The organism is Fructobacillus sp. ESL1117 (assembly GCF_058508565.1).
Map to the genome: position 1 here is coordinate 119,000 of NZ_CP196385.1, position 18,844 is coordinate 137,843.

Below are 18,844 nucleotides of genomic sequence, written 5' to 3' on the forward strand. Positions count from 1 at the left end.
TTTGTAAGAGTGTTTTTAAACGCAAAATTAAAGGATTAAAAGAGATAAATCATGTCTTCAGAAAATAACGGAGCTCTTGAGGGAGATAAAGGGCTCAGTAACCGTCATGTTCAGCTGATTGCCATCGGTGGAACGATTGGAACCGGACTTTTCATGGGTGCCGGGGATTCGATTCACTTTGCTGGACCAGCAATTTTGCTGACATATGCCGTTATTGGCCTATTAATGTTTGTTGTGATGCGTGCGATTGGGGAAATGCTGTATGCTGACCCAACCCAGCATACGTTTATTGCCTTCATGTCTAAGTACTTGGGCAAGAAAACTGGAACTTTTGCTTCCTGGTCTTATTGGTTGACCGTTGCCTTCATGGGAATGGCCGAATTAACAGCGATTGGAAAGTACGTGCAATTTTGGTTTCCATCATGGCCAGCTTGGTTAATCCAAATTGTGATTCTCGTGATTTTAACTTCAGTTAATTTGATTGCGGTAGCATTGTATGGTGAAGCTGAATTCTGGTTTGCGATGATTAAGATTGTGGCTATTTTGTCACTGATTGCTACTGGAATTATCATGCTGTTGACCGGCTTTAAGACGAGCCAAGGACCAGTTTCGGTTAACAACTTGGTTAGTAACTTCTCACTGATGCCAAATGGTGTCGGTAACTTTATTAATAGTTTCCAGATGGTTATGTTTGCTTTCGTTGGAATGGAATTTATCGGAATGACAGCAGCCGAAACAAAGGATGCCCGTAAGGTTTTGCCAAAGGCAATTAACCAAATTCCTTTCCGAATTTTGTTTTTCTACTTAGGCGCCTTGGCAACCATCATGGTTATCTATCCATGGCAACAAATTCCAGCTAACCAAAGTCCCTTTGTGGTTGTCTTTAAGTTAGCTGGGGTTAACTGGGCTGCAGCTTTGGTTAACTTTGTTGTTTTGACATCTGCTGCTTCTGCTTTGAACTCTGTGATTTTCTCAGCTTCACGAAACTTTTATTCATTGGCTGTTGAATCAAAGAACAAGGCCTTGAAGCCGTTTACCAAGATGTCAAAGCACAAGTTGCCTGCTAATGCTGTTTTGATTACAGCAGCTTTGGTGGCTTGTTCTGCCATTATTGCCGTTTTGCCACAAATTTCGGATGCCTTTACTTTCGTTACCTCTGCCTCAACAGATTTGTTTATCATGATTTATGTGTTGACGCTGGTAACTTACTGGCAGTACCGTAAGTCAAACGACTACTTGAAGGACGGTTTCTTGATGATTGCGCCAAAGTTCTTTGTGCCAATTGCCATTATCGGCTTTGTCCTGATTTACCTGACGTTGTTCTTTAACCAAAGTGCGATGGTACCCGCAATTGGCGCTACTATCTGGTTAATTGTCTTTACGACTGTCCAGGCCTTTAAAAAGGCTTAACGTGTTTTGATGAAAAAACGAGACTAATTTTATCTTTGGATTCTGAAAATAAATCAGAAGAAGCTTAGATTTGATTGGTATGGTTGCTGAGTCCAAAAAACAGTATCCTAGTAAGAAAGTAGAACCTGTCAACAACCACCACCCAATAGGCTTATGCTTGTTGAATGTCACTGGCTAGTACAGCGTGATGCTGGGCCTTACAAAACGGAGAAAAGAATGAGTAGCATAATTGATTTTACCTTGCACATTGATGTCCACCTGGCAAACTTGGTTTCCCACTTTGGTATCTGGACCTATTTGATTTTATTTGTGATTGTTTTGATTGAAACTGGAGCAGTGGTTTTGCCATTTCTACCAGGTGATTCACTGTTGTTTGCTGCTGGTGCCATTTCAATGACACCAGCTGGCCAAGAAGCCGGTTTGAATCATTGGGTCTTTATGGTGGTTTTCTTTATTGCCTCTGTTGTCGGTGATTCAATGAATTATTGGATTCTACGAACTGGCGGGCGCGAGTTGTTAAATCACCGGCCGTTTTCAATTATGATTAAGCCTAAATATATTGAAGAAGCTGAGCAATTCTTTGCGAAGCGAGGCGCGATGGCCATCATCTTAGGCCGCTATATTCCAATCGTGCGAACATTCGTCCCTTCTGTGGCTGGTTTATCAAAGTACAACTTTCGTAAGTTTCTTGAATTTACTATGATTGCTGCGCTTTCATGGACTTTCATTGCAACCGGTGCTGGTGCTTTGTTTGGTAACATTCCCTTCGTCCGCGAACATTTCTCATTGATTATTATGGGCATTGTTTTGGTGACGTTGTTACCTTCAGTTATTGGTGTATTACGATCATTGATGAAAAAGAAAAAGCAACAGTAAAAAATTAGTTCTTAGGCAGGTTCGACGTTCGTCGACCTGCTTTTTCTTTGGTCAAAACTTGTTATAATAAAACCATGAATAATTTTCGAATTTTACAACAATTAAGTCAACAAAGTATCGAACAAGTTGGGGCAGCGACTGGTCTGCAAATGAGTGATTTACAAGCCTTCGCCGATGGACAAAAGGAATTAGCAGTCGCTGATTTGGAGCGGCTCTGTCTTTACTTTTCGCATTGTTTGGATCAGTTGGGGAACGCCAATCAGGCTAACTTGTCAAAACATCCGATTCATATTCGGTTGACAACCGATTACCTGTTAAATCTAGGAATTAGCCTTTCGGACTGGATTTCACTACGTTGGGCTTTGGAGGCTAATTGGGCCGGCGATCAGTTAGCCGTTGGCTTCTTCACTGCGGACCAGACCTTGGTCAAAGTTGTGGCAAATTCAGCTGATTTTACCAAGGCCTTTGCTGGTTACCTAATTTTAGCCCTTGAGGGTGAATTTACCCCCTATATTGATGAAATCCATGACAATGTTCATTATGATTGGCGGATTTTACGATATCGGTCGCAGGCTGATTTTCAAGATATTACGAATGAACTTGCTAATACGCCACTAAAGGAGATTGAAGCATGACCATTAATTTGATTTTAGCAACTGACGCCTATAAGTTGACTCATCATTTACAGTACCCACAAAACATCGATAAGTTGTATTCTTATGGGGAAGCTCGAATTGGTGGCAAATACCCAACTGTATCCTGGTTTGGACTCTCGATGATTCTGCATGACTACTTTCAAACGCCGGTGACGGATGAGATGATTGACGTGGCGGAGCGGGTTTCAGAAGAAACCTTTGGAACCAAGAAATACTTTAACCGCGAAGTTTGGGAAAGGGTCCGTGATTTGGGTTATTTCCCGGTTAAAATTAAGGCTCTGCCAGAAGGGATGGAAGTTCCTGCAGGAAACGCCTTGTTCACGTTGGAGTCAACTCGTGATTGGTTTGCTACTTCACTAAATGCTTTGGAATCACTGTTGATGCATGTTTGGTATCCAACCACGATTGCGACCAATTCGATGTATATCAAAAAGCGTTTGTTACCACTGGTTGAGAAGACGGGAACCGTGACCTCGCTTCCCTTGATGGTGAACGACTTTGGTTTTCGTGGCGCAACAGGCGTGGAGGCTGGCGCTCAAGGAGGTGCTGCTCACTTATTGCACTTCCGTGGCTCAGATAACCTCTTGGCTTCAAACTACTTTGAGCATGTGTATGGTGTTGCGGGTCGGGCCTTATCAATTTGGGCAACGGAGCATTCGGTGGCAACTGCTTATGGTCCTGGTGAAGGAGAGTTCAACTATGTCAATGCTCAATTGGATCGTACGCCAGACGACGCATTGGTTTCAATTGTGATTGATTCCTACGATACCTTTAATTTTGTTCGGAACGTCATTGGGTCTGAACAATTGGTGGAACGGATTAAGAACCGAGCTGGGCGGGTGGTTTTGCGTCCTGATTCGGGCGACCCCGAAACAATCGACTTAGCTGTTTTGGAGCTTTTGGCCGAAATTTTTGGTACGGAAGCCAACGATAAAGGTTATAAAGTTTTGAAGCACAATGTTGGTTTGATTCAGGGAGATGGGATGAAGGCCGAGACCATTATTGCATTGTACGAGGCGCTGATTAAACATGGTTGGTCCACGGATAATTTGGTGGTTGGTTCTGGTGGCGGTTTGCTCCAAGAGGGCTTTACTCGTGATACCGAACGCTTTGCCATTAAGGCAGCCTATGCGCATACGACCGATGGTCAGAATTTAGTTATTCAAAAGCAGCCAAAGACTGATCCGTCAAAGGCCTCGAAGGCTGGTTTGCAAAAGGTTGTGGCCGATGAAAAGGGCCGAATCCACACGGTTAGTCTCGATACACCAGGACAAGATTTACTGCAAACAGTTTATGAGGATGGCCGACTAACAATGGAAGATGGTCAAACGATTGTTAACCGTGCTGCTGGTGCTGATTTAATGTAAATTCGTTTGAATGGATCAGATCAGTGAGACTAAATTAGTGAAATTGAGTGTTGCTAGTGCAATAAATGTGGTACAGTTAAGTCACGAACAACAAAGGAGGAACCTGATGGTCGAATTTGTGTGGCAGACATTTTTACCAGTTACTGATCAGACTTTACAGGCCTCTTTTTTCTCAAAAACAGTTTTCCGTTTTAATGGAAAGCTGTTTTTTTATTTGATTTAGGAGGATACGATGGCAGCAGTTAGTAAAATTAGCATGGATTTCATCACCCGATTAAATTTGCAAAATCCCCACGACGTAAAGCCGGTTAATGGTGTCGATACCAGCACAACCTACTCACTTTATTCGGGTGACAAGCGGTACTTTTTGAAGGTTCAACCTAATCAAGACCGACATTATTTTGACCACGAAGTGACTTCTTTGAAAGCTTTGAGTGAGTGGGTCAAAGTGCCAAAGGTAATCAAGCAGGGAGAAAACCAAGGAAGTGCTTACTTGTTAATGAATTGGATTGAAGCCGGTTCGAACAATCAGTCGGCCCTAGGAGAGGCTTTGGCTAAGCTTCATCACGTGAAAGGGAAAGCCTTTGGTTTTGAAGTTAATGCGGATCATGATTATTTTCCAAAGAATAACGCTTGGTCAAGCTCTTGGGGGGGATTTTTTGTGCATCAACGCCTAGAACCTTTAATGGCTCTAGCACAGAAGAAAGCCTTATGGTTAAGTCAACGCGGTGATCACTTTGAAAATCTTAAAAAAACGATTTTGGCAGATGACCATGTTTGCCAGGTAGAACCATCATTGTTACATGGTGATTTGTGGGCTGGGAATTTTATGTTTGATACCAATGACCAGCCAGTATTCATTGATCCAAACTCTTTTTACGGTGATCGTGAATACGATTTGGCCGTTTCGAAAGTCTTTCCGGGTTTTAATGAAGACTTTTATAGTGCTTATGAAGCCGTTTATCCGCTCGAGGATGGTTATCAAGAGCGGTTCAAGTGGTATGAATTTTATTATGTTTTACTTCATTTTGTCCGTTTTGGTGACATCTATGCACCACGATTAAACCGGTTATTGATCACTTTCTAAGTGGAACAACATGAGACCGTATTGTTGACATCTTTTCGGGCAGTCTGTATAATTTCTGGGACGTCCAAAGTGAGGAGAAAATCAGTTATGTCAACAATGAAAACGAAGCGTTTTGTGGCGACAACAGTTTTTGTGGCCATCGTACTATTACAAAGTTTCGTGCCATTCTTAGGCTCCTTACCTTTAGGAGCTTTCATTATTGGTGCTTCGGTCACGATTGTACCGATGACCGCCGTTTTAGCGGGTCTAGTACTTGGCCCACGTTCGGGGCTAGTGGTTGGTCTCTTTTGGGGGATGACGTCTTGGATTCGCAATTTAATGCACCCTGGAACCATTGGTTCACTAATTTTTTCCAATCCAGTGACGGCTTTAGTACCAAGATTAATGGTTGGTCTTTTGTCCGGTTACTTAGCTTTCTTAGTGCTGAAAAAGGCCCGGTCGCCATGGTGGGGATTCTTCCTCCTTGGCGCTTTTGGATCTTTTTTGAACACCGCCTTAGTAATTGCGAGTACGACAGTGGCCTTTAAGCTCTTTCCTGTTAGTGGTATGGGCATTCCACATGCTCACCTGTTTACCTGGTTAGTTGGTATTCTGGGCTTTAACGCTGGTTTTGAAATGATCGCCAACGGCCTGTTAGTACTCTTGATTGGTCGAGTTCTTTTGGCCAAGTTACCAAACTTGCGCCCTGAATAATTTTGATTTTTCTGCAGCCAGAGCAGTGGCTGCTTTTTTCATAAGCAAATGACCAGGTATGTCAAGCAAAAAGGAAACAAAAAAGCATTTGCTAATATGGCTTACCGGGTCAATGGTTATCCTATACTTTGCAAATACTTTGATTGGCTTTATCAATAAGATTATATATCTTAGATAGTCAAGAGCCCGCAAGGGCTTTTCCTGTACACTTATCTTAACATGGTTATGAAAAGAAATACAAAGACTTGGTTAACATTATTCGTACTGGCTTTGATAACTTTAGTAATGAAAATAATAATGGTGGTGATGTAAATGGCAGATAAAAAAATGGGTCGTCCTGCAGTTTATGAGAGTTCAACGACTGCACAAAATGAAGCTAATAAGCGCTGGGCTGAAAAGAACAAAGAACACAAAAAGTATCTATCATATAGAACCTATTCACGATCGTTCATTCGCAAGTTAGCAACAGAAGACGACCTCAATGAGTTAGAACAACTTATTCAGGAAAGGCGAACAAAATAAATCGCCATTTAGTGGTTATGATATAATTTAGTTATTGAATAACAAAAACTGTCCGAGAGATAGCCGAGCATTTTGCTTGGCTATTTTTTTATAATAATCTTGTGGGCACTGTTGTGTCGGCTTCCATATGACAAGAAAAAACACACCCGATTTGTCCTAATCGAGTGTGTTTTTTGTTCGCTGTATCAAAACTGTATCATAATGGCTATAAACAGCTATATATCAATATTCATTAATGCGCCTACCCAGACTCGAACTGGGAGCAAAGACTTAGGAGGTCCCCGTTTTATCCTGTTAAACTATAAGCGCGAACTCTATTATTATACAAAAAAAGAGGGGGCCTTTCAATTTAAATCAGACCGGAAAAAAGTTCGGTTGTTGATTTTTAAAAAGATTAAAGTGAATGCCTAGTTTTTGCTATAATGGATATGAGTTAAATTCACATTTATTTGGAAAGCGAGTTACAATCATGGGACAAGTCGTTGAAGTAAACCATCCATTGATCCAACACAAGTTGACAATCATTCGCGATGAGAAGGTCGGAACAAAGGACTTTCGAGCATTAGTCGATGAATTGGCGATGTTGTTGACCTATGAGGCCAGTCGCGACTTGCCACTGGAAGAAGTTCAGGTAAAAACACCAATTCAAGAAACAACTAAGAAACAATTAGCTGGTAAGAAATTAGCCGTTGTGCCAATTTTACGTGCTGGTTTGGGTATGGTTGATGGGATTTTGCAATTGATTCCGGCTGCTAAGGTTGGTCATATTGGGATGTACCGCGATGAAAAAACATTGGAACCGGTAGAATACTTCATTAAGCTGCCAGAAGACATTGACCAACGTGAAGTTTTGTTGGTCGATCCAATGTTAGCAACTGGTGGATCAGCTAAGGATGCGATTTCTGCTTTGAAAAAGCGCGGCGCTGAACAGATTAAGTTGATTACCCTTGTTTCATCACCAGAAGGAATTCAAGCAGTTACTTCTGCCCACCCTGATGTTGATGTCTACACGGCTTCGATTGATGAAGGCCTAAATGAGGATGGCTACATTGTTCCCGGTCTTGGGGATGCAGGGGACCGTCTCTTCGGTACGCACTAAAAATTGAATTAAATGATGTGGAAACGAAAGCATAAACATGATGAAGACGCTGCCCTTGTCCGACCGTCTTCCCGATTAGCCCTTTTTCAGAAACAAGTTAGAACTGATTTTACAGCGCCAAAAAAGATGGCAGCCATTAGTGCCATCTTGGTGCTAATATTATCGCTCTTTCTAACGGTTGTTGCATTAGAAAATAACGTTCAAATACAATCTATTGGGCCAAAGCAGACAGCTTTACCGATGACGCTTCAGGTTGCTGCCAGAAATGCCATTGTGGTTGACGCACAAACGGGACAAGTTCTTGGTGAAAAGGGAGCTGACAAACAAATTGGTATTGCCTCCCAAAGTAAGATGTTAACCGCTTATGGTATTTTGCAAGGAATAAAACAGAAGCGCTTTACCTGGGACAGTCTGGTGACGATCACTCAGCAGTCCGATTGGTCACAAAAGGATACCGCAACTTTCGCCCACCTAGAAATCTCTGTAGGTCAAAAGTTAGCTGTCAGGGAGCTTTTTGCAGCAATGTTTACTTCCAGTGCGAATGATGCGGCCTTGGCCTTGGCTGATTTTGCCAAAGAACAAAACCAGACACAGCAGCAGGCCCTTGAGGGCTGGGCAAAGGATTTGAAGTTAACTGGATCAAAGTGGTACAATGCCGCAGGTCAAGTTAACAAGGACGCCTTTGACTATCAAGTTCAAGATGCCAATCCGGATGCAGAAAACACCGCTTCCGTGAAACAGCTGGCTATCTTAGCCTATCAAGTGATTCGAGCAGATCCGAAGATTCGCTCTTACTATGAGAAACGGGGCTTGGTTTACCATCCATCGGCCAATGAAACCAAGATTAAGCTGACGGAGGGGGCCAAGTTTGATCAAGAAATCAAGTCAAAACTGACGAATTCTAAAAATCTGACTTTTGAGGGGCTGAAGACTGGTTCGACGCCGGCATCAGGTGGTGCGCTAACTGGGTTGATTAAAGATCAAAGTGGTCATGAATTTATCACCGTGGTTTCTGGCGCTGGTCGCTATACGGACCAGGTACAACGCTACCAAAATACGATTGATGTGGTCAACCAAGTCCTCGATCACTACACGCCTGTTACCTATCAAAAGGGGCAAGCGGTAACAAAAAATCAGTTCAAAAATAAAAATTTGGCTGGTGGTCATCAAAGCCTAGTTATCGGACAAAACAGGACCTTTTGGTTAACCAAAAATCAGACTGCATTGGGCTACCAAAGACCAAGTCGTCTGCAATCGACTGTTACCAAGAAACAGGCGACAGTCCTGACTGTTCAGCCAACCCTGAAGGCCGAGTTCTTACCAGAGGTAAGTGCAAAGGAGCAGACGCTTCAACTGGTCAATCAACAAACATATCATCTTGGACACTGGTGGCAAAAGATTTATCACTGGTTGAAGTTCTGGTAAGCATCAAAAAAAGGAGCCGTTTCGGGCTCCTTTTTTACTGCTTATTTTGCTTGGTTGATACCGGCACGTTCCTTTAACTTGGCCAATTGTTCATCCAAAGAATCATCAGCAGCAGTTTCTACTTGCTCTGCTTTTTCCTTACCAGCTTCTGAAAGCTCACTGGCTTTTTGCTTGCCAGCTTCTGAAAGTTCACTGGCCTTTTGCTTGCCAAGGGAAACGAGTTCTTCTCCCTTTTGTTTGCCAGCTTCAGTGAATTCGTTGGCCTTCTTTTTCAAGTCAGCCATGCGATCGTCATCCTTCAATAAAAGATAAGCGAGGGCGGCATTACCAAAGAGGGAAGCGCCCAATAAAAAGTTCTTCATAACGGTATCTCCTTTATTTCTTATTCTTAGCTCCATTATCGACAAGTGCCCAGAGATTGTCAACCAATATTACAAAAAAATGTCAAAAGCGACAAGGACTCAAAAGGGTCCGGAAAATGATATAATGAAAATAGTTTAACATTGGAAAAAAGGGGTAACTGATGATTAGTTTGAAGTCACCGCGAGAAATTGCGGCCATGAAGAAATCCGGTGCAATTATTGCCGGAATGCACTTGATGTTGCGCGACTTTATTAAGCCGGGCGTTGATACCTGGGACATTGAATTAAAGTGTAAAGCTTACATTGAAGATCATGGTGGTGTGCCACTGCAAATTGGTTTTGAAGGCTTTAAGTATGCAACGACGATTTCGGTCAATAGCGAAGTCGCTCATGGTCTACCTCGTAAGGGCCTGAAATTAAAAGATGGTGACTTGGTCAAAGTTGATACGGTTGTTGGCTTAGATGGAGCTGTCTCCGACTCAGCATGGACATACGCTGTCGGCAATGTTTCACCCGAAGTTAAAAAGTTGATGGAAGTTGCAAAAAAATCACTGTATCTGGGTATTGACCAGGCAGTGATTGGTAATCGAATTGGTGATATTGGTTGGGCCATTCAGGACTACACTGAAAATCAGAATGGCTATGGTGATGTTCGCCAGTATATTGGTCACGGGGTTGGTCCAACGATGCATGAAGACCCACAGGTGCCTCATTATGGCAAACCAGGTCATGGCTTGCGCCTTAAGGAAGGAATGGTGATTACCATTGAACCAATGATCAACTTGGGTGGCTGGGAAGTCGAAACCGATGATACGCCAGAAGATGGTTGGACGGTGCGTACCTTGGATGGCTCATGGTCAGCTCAATACGAGCATACATTGGCGATTACCAAGGATGGTCCAAAGATTTTGACCAGTCAGGATGAAGTAGAGGATGCCAAGTATTTGTAGACAATTTGGTTAATCCGTGCAAATCACATGTAAAAGAAAGAGGCCCCAATGGACTTACCGCAAGCCTTTATTGATAAATACCAAGACCTGCTCGGGAGCGCCAGTGGGCCTTTTTTGCAGGCACTCCAAGAACCCGGTCAGAAGGGTTTTCGGATTAACCCCTTGAAGGCCCAGCAGATACCAAGAGATTTATCGCTGACCAAGAAGGTTCCATATGGTCAATGGGGGTACTTTGGTCAAGTGGCTGGAAAAGGGATTGATCATTTAACCGGCCTGGTTTATTCACAAGAGCCATCGGCTCAATTTGTTGGTGAAGTAGTCAACGCACAACCGGGTGAAAAAATTTTAGATTTGGCTGCCGCTCCTGGTGGCAAGTCAACGCATATCGCTAGCCAACTTAATGGCCTGGGATTATTATGGACAAATGAAATTTTTTTTGCTCGAGCCAAAATTTTGTCTGAAAATATTGAACGGTTTGGCGTGAAAAATGCCGTGGTTTCATCGATGGATGCCAGCGACCTTGCCAAGGCTTTACCAGCATACTTTGATAAGGTGCTTCTCGACGCCCCTTGCTCGGGTGAAGGGATGTTTCGTAAGGATCATGATGCCATCCAATACTGGTCGGCTGATTATCCGACGGAATGTGCCATTCGCTCTCATGAAATTTTGACAGCGGCGGTGAAACTGGTTCGGCCTGGTGGTGAGCTGATTTATTCAACTTGTACCTTCGCGCCAGAAGAGGACGAACAAACAATCGCTTGGTTGGTTGAACACTATCCAGAATTTACGATTGAGATGATTGACCGGCCGGCCGGATCTGGTATTCAGGCTGGGCGGCCACAATGGGCTGACGACAACCCTGATTTAGCAAAGACTGCCCGTTTATGGCCGCAAGATTTGCCTGGCGAGGGTCACTTTGTGGCTCGGATGAAGAAGGCTGAGCTGGCGGAGGATGAAAGCCCCGTTAAGCCGCCAAGGGTACAAAAACCAAGTAAGATGTCTCAAGCCGATGTGACGTTGATCGAACATTTCTTTCAAGAATCGTTGCCTGGCTTTGACCTAGATGAAAGTCGACTAAGGACGTTTGGTGATCGGGTATTCTTGCTGCCAGTTGACTGCCCTGATTTGAGTAAGACAAAGGTTTTGCGAGCTGGCTTGTGCCTAGGAACCCTAAAGAAGAATCGTTTTGAACCAGACCACGCCCTGGCTTTGGCAGTTGATCCGAGCCAGGCGGGTCAGCAGGTTTATGACCTCGATGCTCATAACGACTTGGCAACCTACATTCATGGTGATGTGATCAATACAAAAGAGAAGCTGCAAAAGGGTTTTGTGTTGATGACGGCCAATGGTAACGGACTAGGCTGGGCCAAGTTTGTTAATGGTCAGTTGAAAAACTTTTTTCCGAAGGGATTGCGTTACTGACTTTGTCGTGAAAGGGTAGTGATTCAGAGGAGCTAGTCTGGACTGGTAGCTCGCTCGACCTACTCAGACTCAAACTCAGTCAAGAAATTAGCTGAATAAATAAAAGTTATTAAAGGAGAAAACAATGGCTTTTGCAAAGTCTGTGACCATCCCCCACGATGGCACATATGAAATTAATCCGCAAATTAAAAAATTTGCCTTATTGGATCTTGGCTTTTTGACAAACAATGCTGGTGCATTTGTTTTAAAGCGGCCATTGCAGCCAGACCTTCCGGTCGATCAATCAATTAGACTGAAGGTGACCGTTAATCAAGATTTGACCGGCTTTAAGATGGTTGTGGTGTCAGCCGGTGCTGCCGCCCCAGTCGACATCTTTGCTCGCACAGATAAAGACGAAGTGGTGAAGATTTATCGCTACTACTTACAAGAATTAGAAGACCGGCAGGTATTAAAAAAGCAATCATGACAACTTTTTATTTCGTCCGTCACGGGCAAACTGAATGGAATTTGGAACGGCGCTTTCAAGGGGCACAGGGGGATTCTCCACTTTTGCCTGGTTCTTATGAGGATATGAAGAAGGTTGCCGGTTTCTTAAAAGACAAGCACATCGACCGGGTTTACGCTTCACCATTACCAAGAGCGAAGGTTACTGCCGAACGGATTCAGGCTGATTTGCCAAAAGAGCCACGGCTTTCTTTGCATTCCAACATCGTTGAGGTTGGCTTGGGCGAATGGGAAGGCCAGGCCATGGCGGACGTGCAGAAAAACTATCCGGAAGCTTATTATGTTTATAAGAACCATTTGGAGCGTTTTGAAGGCCAGGGCTTTAACGGTGAGGGCTATACAAAGGCGGTTACTCGTTTTCAAAAGATGATGCAAGAGATTATCGCCAACCATCCAGAAGATGCCGTTTTAGTGGTTGCCCATGGGCTGATTTTAACTTTTGGGGTGACAAGCTTGCTGGGAATCCCTCGTGACCAAATTAGGTCTTTGGGTGGCCTGTCGAATACGTCGACGACAATTATTGAAACAAAGAACGGCCAAGATTTTGACTTGGTAAAATGGAATGAAACCAGTTATTTGCATAAAGACCAGGATGCCGGTACAACTATTTAAGTTGGGGAATCGGGCCAACATTTGGCAAATTAAAACTGGTTCCGCTCTGATCGGAGCGGATACATAAGATGGTGAAGGGCAATGGTAAGGACAATTCGAGAGGACAATCAAATAACGGCTACCTTGCAAAATGTGATTTTTTCGGCCAGTGATTCCTACTTTAAGATTTTGTCTGTTACGGTTGACGAGACTGATTTAGAGGACTGGGACGAAGAAGAAATCATTGTTACCGGAACCTTCGCCTCGGTTAAACCCGGTTCGACCTATGCCTTTTATGGGCAACTAGTGACGCATCCAAAATATGGTCAACAGTTCCAAGCCGCTCGCTATGAAAATCAGATGCCAGCGGATGAGAAAGGACTTGTGGCCTTTTTTGCATCCGGTGATTTTCCGGGCGTGGGGAAGAAAACTGCGGAAAAAATCGTTGACCACTTGGGTCAGAATGCAATTGACTTAATTTTGGCCGATTCGAGTGTTTTAAAGGGCATCGTTAAGCCAAAAGTTGCCGCTGATTTGGCCGAAAAGCTCCAGGAAAACCTGGGCTTGGAGAAACTATTTTTGCTTGGTCACCAAATTGGACTTTCCGCAGACGTAGCGGGGCGGCTCTTTGATCATTATGGAGAGGAAGCACAGGAAGTTCTGCAGAAGACCCCCTATCGTTTAGTATATGAATTTGATGGTTTGCCCTTTAAAAAAGTTGACGCGATTGCTAAACAGGCTGGTTTTGCTGACGATCATCCAGATAGGATTCAAGCCGGTGTCTACGCTGGAATTTTAAATGCCTGTTACTCGGCTGGTCATACCTATCTAACGGTTGACCAGGCGCTTTTTGCTGCCCAATCGACCTTGCAGAACAATGGCTCAGGCATGCAAGCGGCCATTGACCAGGCCTTGGGGGCTTTGGTGAGCCAAGAGCGGTTGGTCTATGAGGACGGTAACTACAGCCCAACGGATTTAAAAGGAGCGGAAGTCCTGGTCAGCTCAAAGGTCAACAGTCTATTAAAGGCTAAATCGGCCGTTCTGACGACTCCGGACTTGGTTGATACCACCTTTGTGGTCCCAGAAAACCTGAACTTAGATGCGGTCCAACGGGGGGCGGTTGAAGCAGCTTTGACAAACCAAGTCTTTGTTTTAACAGGCGGTCCGGGGACAGGTAAAACAACAGTTACGAAAACGCTGGTTGCGACCTGGGAAGCTTTGGTTCGCCACCAGGCAAAAGGCCAAGGGCGCGACAAAGACTGGGTTAAGCAAAATCGTGTCCGGCTGGCTTCGCCGACAGGTCGGGCGGCCAAGCGGATGACCGAAATTACGGGTTATGAGGCGACTACCATTCACCGCTTGCTCGGTATTACAGATGGCGATGACGCCGAATTTGATGCCGATAACCCGATTTCTGGTGGCCTTTTAATCATTGATGAGGCCTCCATGCTGGATATTTCCTTGGCAGAAAGCCTTTTTGCTGCTCTGCCAAAGGACATGCATCTCGTCTTAGTTGGGGATGCAGATCAATTGCCTTCCGTTGGTCCTGGTAACGTCTTGTATGATTTGATTCAAAGCCAGGCCGTACCACACATTGCCTTGGAACGAATTTACCGTCAGGGTAAGGGCTCCAGTATTTCAACTTTGGCCCAGTCGATTAATGCTGGGATTTTACCACCGGACTTTCAGGAAAATCAGTTGGACCGGTCAACTTTCTTAACAACAGCTGACCAAGTGCCACGAGCTGTTAGTCAGGTATTGCAGGCGGCGGTTAAGAAGGGGTTTACGGCCAATCAGGTCCAAGTTTTGGCACCGATGTATAAGACGTCGGCCGGTGTCTTGGCTTTAAATCAAATTGCCCAGGACCTCTTTAACCCTGTTAAGCCTGGTCAAAAGACCTTACAACAGGGGGAGACTATCTTTCGCCTGGGCGACAAGGTTCTTCAGTTGGAAAATGATTCGGAACGAGACATTTATAATGGCGACATGGGCCAGGTAATTGCCATCCACTATAAGAAGGAACCTGGCGTAGCTGCTGATTCATTGGTCGTTGATTTTGCTGGTCAAGAGGTCTGGTATACCAGTAAGACTTTAAATCAGCTGACCCTCGCTTATGCCACAACGATTCATAAGGCGCAAGGAAATGAGTTCAAGTTGGTCATTTTGGTTTTAACCGGTCAATTTAAAATCATGCTGAATCAAAACTTAGTCTATACTGCCATTACCAGGGCCAAGGAGTCCTTGGTCATGGTGGGCGATTACAGTGCATACGATTACGCTGCCACTCACCCAGTACCGGTTCGGCAAACCTTCTTACAGGGGTTGCTGATCGACCGGCACAATGGTCACCAAGGTACCCAGGCCTTGCAGGCAGATCGCCATAACCAACGAACAGTGAAGCGTCAGGGGGAAACGGTTGACCGTGTTGAACAAAGAGCACAATCTGGTAGCCAAGAGTCTCATTTAGATGAACGATTAACTTCTGGTGACGGTCAACCGGTTAGTTCTCATCATCAATCTCCTACTCGTGGTGGTCAGCCGGCCAAGCAAAGAGTTAAGGAAGCAGCAGTTAAGCGGGAATTCGCCTCGCAGGCTCAAGCAGTGACTGCTAGTCTTGTCGAAATGGACCAGCAATCACTAACTTCTTCCCCCCAGCAAAAATCAGCAGCTCAAGCGTCACTGGCTACCGACCAAGTTGTTGGCGAAAGTGAGTTGACAGCGGCAACTTTGACACAGGCCATGGCCAATCCAATGATTGGCATGGCTGATTTAAAGCCGACTGATTTTATGCCCGAATTGCGATAAATTTTTGTATAATAGAAGCAGATTAAGTCTTCGACCAGATTGCTTTTGGCAGTGGTCACAGTCAATAACATAACAAACTTGAATTTTTTGGAGTATTTATGACCGCCAATCCGAAATACCGTCTCTTTGATTTGGGTACCAACCCAGCTTTAACTGAGGCGATTGCGAAACAATTGCACACGCCTATTGCACCTGTAGAGATTCAGACTTTTGCTGACAACGAGATTTATGAAAGAATCGTGGATTCTATCCGCGGGATTGACGTTTACGTTGTCCAACCAATCAGTGAACCAGTCAATGATAATTTTATTAAGTTGATGATTTTTATCGATGCCGCAAAGCGAACGTCAGCCAAGTCAATCAACGTGATTATTCCTTATCTTGGCTACGCTCGTTCAGACCGCAAGACGCGGTCGCGAGAACCAATTGTTGCCCGCCTGATGGCCAATATGTTGGAAAGTCAAGGTGTTAAGCGCGTCATGACGATGGACCTCCATACCAGTCAGGTGCAGGGATTCTTCGACATTCCTGTTGACCATCTAATTGCCATGCCTGTCCAAGCCAAATTTTACGAGGATCAAGGCTTGGTTGGACCGGATGTTGTCGTGGTTGCCTCTGGTTCGTCGACTTTGAAATTAGTTCAGCGATTGGCTGAAGTCTTGCACGCTCAATGGGCGATTGTCGATCAAGACCGGGATCCGCGGGTGAAGGCCGCGGTAACTGGAAACGTTGCTGGGAAGCATGCCATCATTTTGTCAGATATGATTGATACTGGTGAGGCAACGGTCAAGGCGGCCATTGCCGTTCAAAAAGCGGGCGCAAAGACAATTGACGCCTTGGCAACCCACGCGGTCTTATCAGGAGATGCTTCTCAGAAACTTCAGGAGTCAGTGATTGATCGGGTAATTGTCGCTGATACAGTACCAATTCCAGCTGAAAAGCAGTTTGATAAATTGACGGTCATTACAGTGGCTAAGCTCTTTGCTGAAGCAATTGGTCAAGTGATTGCCCACAAATCGATGGCCAAGGTCTTGTTGAGCCCAGATCAACGTGAGGATGCCGAATGATAAAAACTGATTTATTACAGTTTGCCTCGCCGGAATGGTCGGCGCTAGAAGAGGGTGGGGTATTGACCTCACAGTATGGTGCGTATTTGTCCGTGAAAACCCAAGATGAGGGGACGTTGACACTGACTTTTGCAAAGCATTATCCTAACTTGATTTGGACGGTGACGATTGACGGTGAAAAATCAGAAGACCTCTTGGTCGTTGCTGACCACGTTAGCGTTCATCTGCAGGCTGGTCACGACTACCAGTTCACTTTGGACCAGTGGGAGACGGGGCAGGTTGATTTTTGGCGGACGGGCCTGGTATTAACCAATCTCGTTTGGTCAGGTGACGAAGATCTTTTGACAGTTTTGCCAAAGGATGGTGCGGTCACAAAGCCTTATTTGACTTTTGTTGGTGATTCAATTGTTGCCGGTGAATCAATGTCCGGTTCCAATCATGACCACCACCAACCGGTGTTATCGTTTCCGGCTTTGGTGGCCGAGCACTTTGACCGTCCGTTAAACCGAATCGCCTATGGCGGAACAGGGTTGACCGCCCGAGCGCCATTCCAGGAACCAAAGGCCATTGATGCCCTCTGGCAAGTCGGTGAAGGCATTAGCCGCCGACGGGTGGCAACGGACCGAGTGATCGTGGCCTACGGACTAAACGATGCTAACTATGGCGCTAGTGACCAAGAATTCGCTTTTGGTTTGCGCGTCTATTTGTTAGAATTAGTAAAACGGTTCCATGGTGCTAATTTTTATTTATTAACCCCTTGGAATGGTGCCTTTGTGGACATCGTTTTGGCAGAAGTTTCTCGCTTTAGTAACTTTACCGTTGTTCGAGCGGACCAGTGGGGGATTCAGACACGACCCTACCACCCTGATGTGTTAGCTCATCAGAAAATTGCAGAACAGTTAGTAGCAGTATTGGAGGAATAGACATGGTTTACCAAGCAGCAGAAGATCGTTATGAAAAGTTGCCTTATCGTCGAGTCGCTGATTCTGGCTTGATTGTCCCCGCCGTTTCCTTTGGCCTGTGGCGTAACCTTGGCGATACCAAGCCACTGGAAAATTCTCGTAAAGTCATTTTAAAAGCCTTTGATGAAGGGATTTTCTCTTTTGATAATGCCTTTAATTACGGGCCCAACAACGGAACCGCTGAAGAAACTTTTGGCCAGGTCTACAAGCAAGATTTGAAGCCTTACCGAAATGAATTGGTGATTACAACGAAGGCTGGTTACCATATGTGGCCTGGACCAATGGGCGAATTTTCTGGTCGAAAGACGTTGATTAACGCCTTAGATACCTCACTGCAAAAGATGAACTTGGATTACGTAGACATTTTTTATGCTCATCGTTTTGATCCAAATACGAACTTGGAAGAAACTGCTCTGGCCTTAGATACCTTGGTTCGCCAGGGAAAGGCCCTGTATGTTGGGGTGTCCAACTATACCGCAGAACAAACGCAAGCCATTGCTGAAATCTTCAAGGAACTGAAGACACCCTTCATCGGAAACCAAGTTTCTTATAACATGTTAAATCAGGAGCAAAAGAACTCAGGCTTGCTGGATATCTTGGACCAGCACCATGCCGGACTCTTTGCATATGGGCCATTGGCAGAGGGCTTGCTAACCGATCGTTATCTAAACGGTGTACCAGAGGACTTCCCAATCCACAAGACGAATGGTTTCTTGTTTGAAAATGGTCGCGATGCTTTGGCCGCTAAGTTGCGGGCGCTCAATGAATTAGCCCAAGGTCGCCAACAGACGCTGAGCCAAATGTCATTGGCCTGGTTGCTCCAAGACAAGCGGGTTGCTTCCGTGGTGATTGGAACATCATCCGTTGATCATTTGATGGACAACCTTGAATTTACGAAAAACTTGGACTTTTCTGCTGATGAATTGGCACAAATTGACCAAATTATTAACCAGTAATTTTGTAAAATTGAAAGACCAATTTTTGGTCTTTTTTTAGTGTTCTTAAGCAGTTCAAAATAATTTTTTACTAGCCAGTCAAGACTTTTT

At 44.7% G+C, this 18,844-nt stretch carries 18 protein-coding genes and 1 tRNA gene; 17 read left to right on the top strand and 2 right to left on the bottom strand.

All coding sequences use genetic code 11. The features are described 5' to 3' along the window. Positions 1 to 51 precede the first annotated feature (51 nt). From ACSYSH_RS00610 to ACSYSH_RS00640, 7 genes are all read left to right on the top strand, one after another. The gene (locus tag ACSYSH_RS00610) at positions 52 to 1,410 is read left to right on the top strand and encodes an amino acid permease (RefSeq protein WP_252774128.1); all 1,359 of its coding nucleotides are present in this window, start codon (positions 52 to 54) and stop codon (positions 1,408 to 1,410) included. Positions 1,411 to 1,626: 216 nt separating this feature from the next. Next, a complete protein-coding gene (locus ACSYSH_RS00615) occupies positions 1,627 to 2,286 on the top strand; it encodes a VTT domain-containing protein (RefSeq protein WP_252774127.1) in 660 nt (219 codons plus the stop codon). Positions 2,287 to 2,360: 74 nt separating this feature from the next. Continuing rightward, the gene (locus tag ACSYSH_RS00620) at positions 2,361 to 2,921 is read left to right on the top strand and encodes an XRE family transcriptional regulator (RefSeq protein WP_489816395.1); all 561 of its coding nucleotides are present in this window, start codon (positions 2,361 to 2,363) and stop codon (positions 2,919 to 2,921) included. Next, the gene (locus ACSYSH_RS00625) at positions 2,918 to 4,309 is read left to right on the top strand and encodes a nicotinate phosphoribosyltransferase (RefSeq protein ID WP_491702628.1); all 1,392 of its coding nucleotides are present in this window, start codon (positions 2,918 to 2,920) and stop codon (positions 4,307 to 4,309) included. The genes ACSYSH_RS00620 and ACSYSH_RS00625 overlap by 4 nt, the downstream gene beginning before the upstream one ends. Positions 4,310 to 4,541: 232 nt before the next feature. Continuing rightward, positions 4,542 to 5,396 carry a fructosamine kinase family protein gene (locus ACSYSH_RS00630; RefSeq protein ID WP_489816396.1) on the top strand — a complete coding sequence of 285 codons (855 nt, stop codon included), beginning with the start codon at positions 4,542 to 4,544 and terminating at the stop codon, positions 5,394 to 5,396. Positions 5,397 to 5,483: 87 nt separating this feature from the next. After that, on the top strand, positions 5,484 to 6,089 hold the full coding sequence (locus ACSYSH_RS00635) for an ECF transporter S component (protein WP_489816397.1): 606 nt from the start codon (positions 5,484 to 5,486) through the stop codon (positions 6,087 to 6,089). 312 nt (positions 6,090 to 6,401) lie between these two features. Continuing rightward, on the top strand, positions 6,402 to 6,611 hold the full coding sequence (locus ACSYSH_RS00640; protein WP_252774121.1) for a hypothetical protein: 210 nt from the start codon (positions 6,402 to 6,404) through the stop codon (positions 6,609 to 6,611). 236 nt (positions 6,612 to 6,847) lie between these two features. On the opposite strand, the gene ACSYSH_RS00645 is transcribed toward ACSYSH_RS00640, so the two are convergent. After that, positions 6,848 to 6,920, bottom strand: a tRNA-Arg gene (locus ACSYSH_RS00645). A 160-nt stretch (positions 6,921 to 7,080) separates the two neighbouring features. Between ACSYSH_RS00645 and upp the strand changes: the two genes are divergently transcribed. Beyond that, on the top strand, positions 7,081 to 7,710 hold the full coding sequence (gene upp / locus ACSYSH_RS00650; protein ID WP_489816398.1) for a uracil phosphoribosyltransferase: 630 nt from the start codon (positions 7,081 to 7,083) through the stop codon (positions 7,708 to 7,710). Positions 7,711 to 7,836: 126 nt separating this feature from the next. Beyond that, positions 7,837 to 9,135, top strand: a complete 1,299-nt coding sequence (locus ACSYSH_RS00655; protein ID WP_489816399.1) for a D-alanyl-D-alanine carboxypeptidase family protein — start codon at positions 7,837 to 7,839, stop codon at positions 9,133 to 9,135. A 41-nt stretch (positions 9,136 to 9,176) separates the two neighbouring features. Here ACSYSH_RS00655 and ACSYSH_RS00660 read toward each other — a convergent pair whose 3' ends face one another. Then, positions 9,177 to 9,497 (bottom strand): hypothetical protein, encoded by a 321-nt coding sequence (locus ACSYSH_RS00660; protein ID WP_489816400.1) that lies wholly within the window; start codon positions 9,495 to 9,497, stop codon positions 9,177 to 9,179. A gap of 161 nt (positions 9,498 to 9,658) precedes the next feature. Here ACSYSH_RS00660 and map point away from each other — a divergent pair, with 161 nt between their 5' ends. The 8 genes from map (at position 9,659) to ACSYSH_RS00700 (ending at position 18,754) form a co-directional block, all read left to right on the top strand. Further along, positions 9,659 to 10,447 carry a type I methionyl aminopeptidase gene (map, locus tag ACSYSH_RS00665; RefSeq protein ID WP_047974386.1) on the top strand — a complete coding sequence of 263 codons (789 nt, stop codon included), beginning with the start codon at positions 9,659 to 9,661 and terminating at the stop codon, positions 10,445 to 10,447. Positions 10,448 to 10,495: 48 nt separating this feature from the next. Further along, positions 10,496 to 11,869, top strand: coding sequence for an RsmF rRNA methyltransferase first C-terminal domain-containing protein (locus ACSYSH_RS00670; protein WP_489816401.1), 1,374 nt, complete (start codon positions 10,496 to 10,498; stop codon positions 11,867 to 11,869). Positions 11,870 to 11,993: 124 nt separating this feature from the next. Further along, positions 11,994 to 12,335 carry a DUF1831 domain-containing protein gene (locus tag ACSYSH_RS00675; protein WP_252774116.1) on the top strand — a complete coding sequence of 114 codons (342 nt, stop codon included), beginning with the start codon at positions 11,994 to 11,996 and terminating at the stop codon, positions 12,333 to 12,335. Beyond that, positions 12,332 to 12,985 (top strand): histidine phosphatase family protein, encoded by a 654-nt coding sequence (locus ACSYSH_RS00680; RefSeq protein WP_491702627.1) that lies wholly within the window; start codon positions 12,332 to 12,334, stop codon positions 12,983 to 12,985. Before ACSYSH_RS00675 ends, ACSYSH_RS00680 begins: the two co-directional genes overlap by 4 nt. A gap of 81 nt (positions 12,986 to 13,066) precedes the next feature. Next, entirely contained in the window at positions 13,067 to 15,769 is a 2,703-nt protein-coding gene (recD2, locus tag ACSYSH_RS00685) for an SF1B family DNA helicase RecD2 (protein WP_491702626.1), read from the top strand. Positions 15,770 to 15,867: 98 nt separating this feature from the next. After that, positions 15,868 to 16,836 carry a ribose-phosphate diphosphokinase gene (locus tag ACSYSH_RS00690; protein ID WP_491702625.1) on the top strand — a complete coding sequence of 323 codons (969 nt, stop codon included), beginning with the start codon at positions 15,868 to 15,870 and terminating at the stop codon, positions 16,834 to 16,836. Then, entirely contained in the window at positions 16,833 to 17,759 is a 927-nt protein-coding gene (locus tag ACSYSH_RS00695) for an SGNH/GDSL hydrolase family protein (RefSeq protein WP_491702624.1), read from the top strand. Before ACSYSH_RS00690 ends, ACSYSH_RS00695 begins: the two co-directional genes overlap by 4 nt. 2 nt (positions 17,760 to 17,761) lie before the next feature. Further along, complete coding sequence (locus tag ACSYSH_RS00700; protein WP_489816405.1) at positions 17,762 to 18,754, top strand: aldo/keto reductase; 993 nt, start codon at positions 17,762 to 17,764, stop codon at positions 18,752 to 18,754. Positions 18,755 to 18,844: the final 90 nt, after the last annotated feature.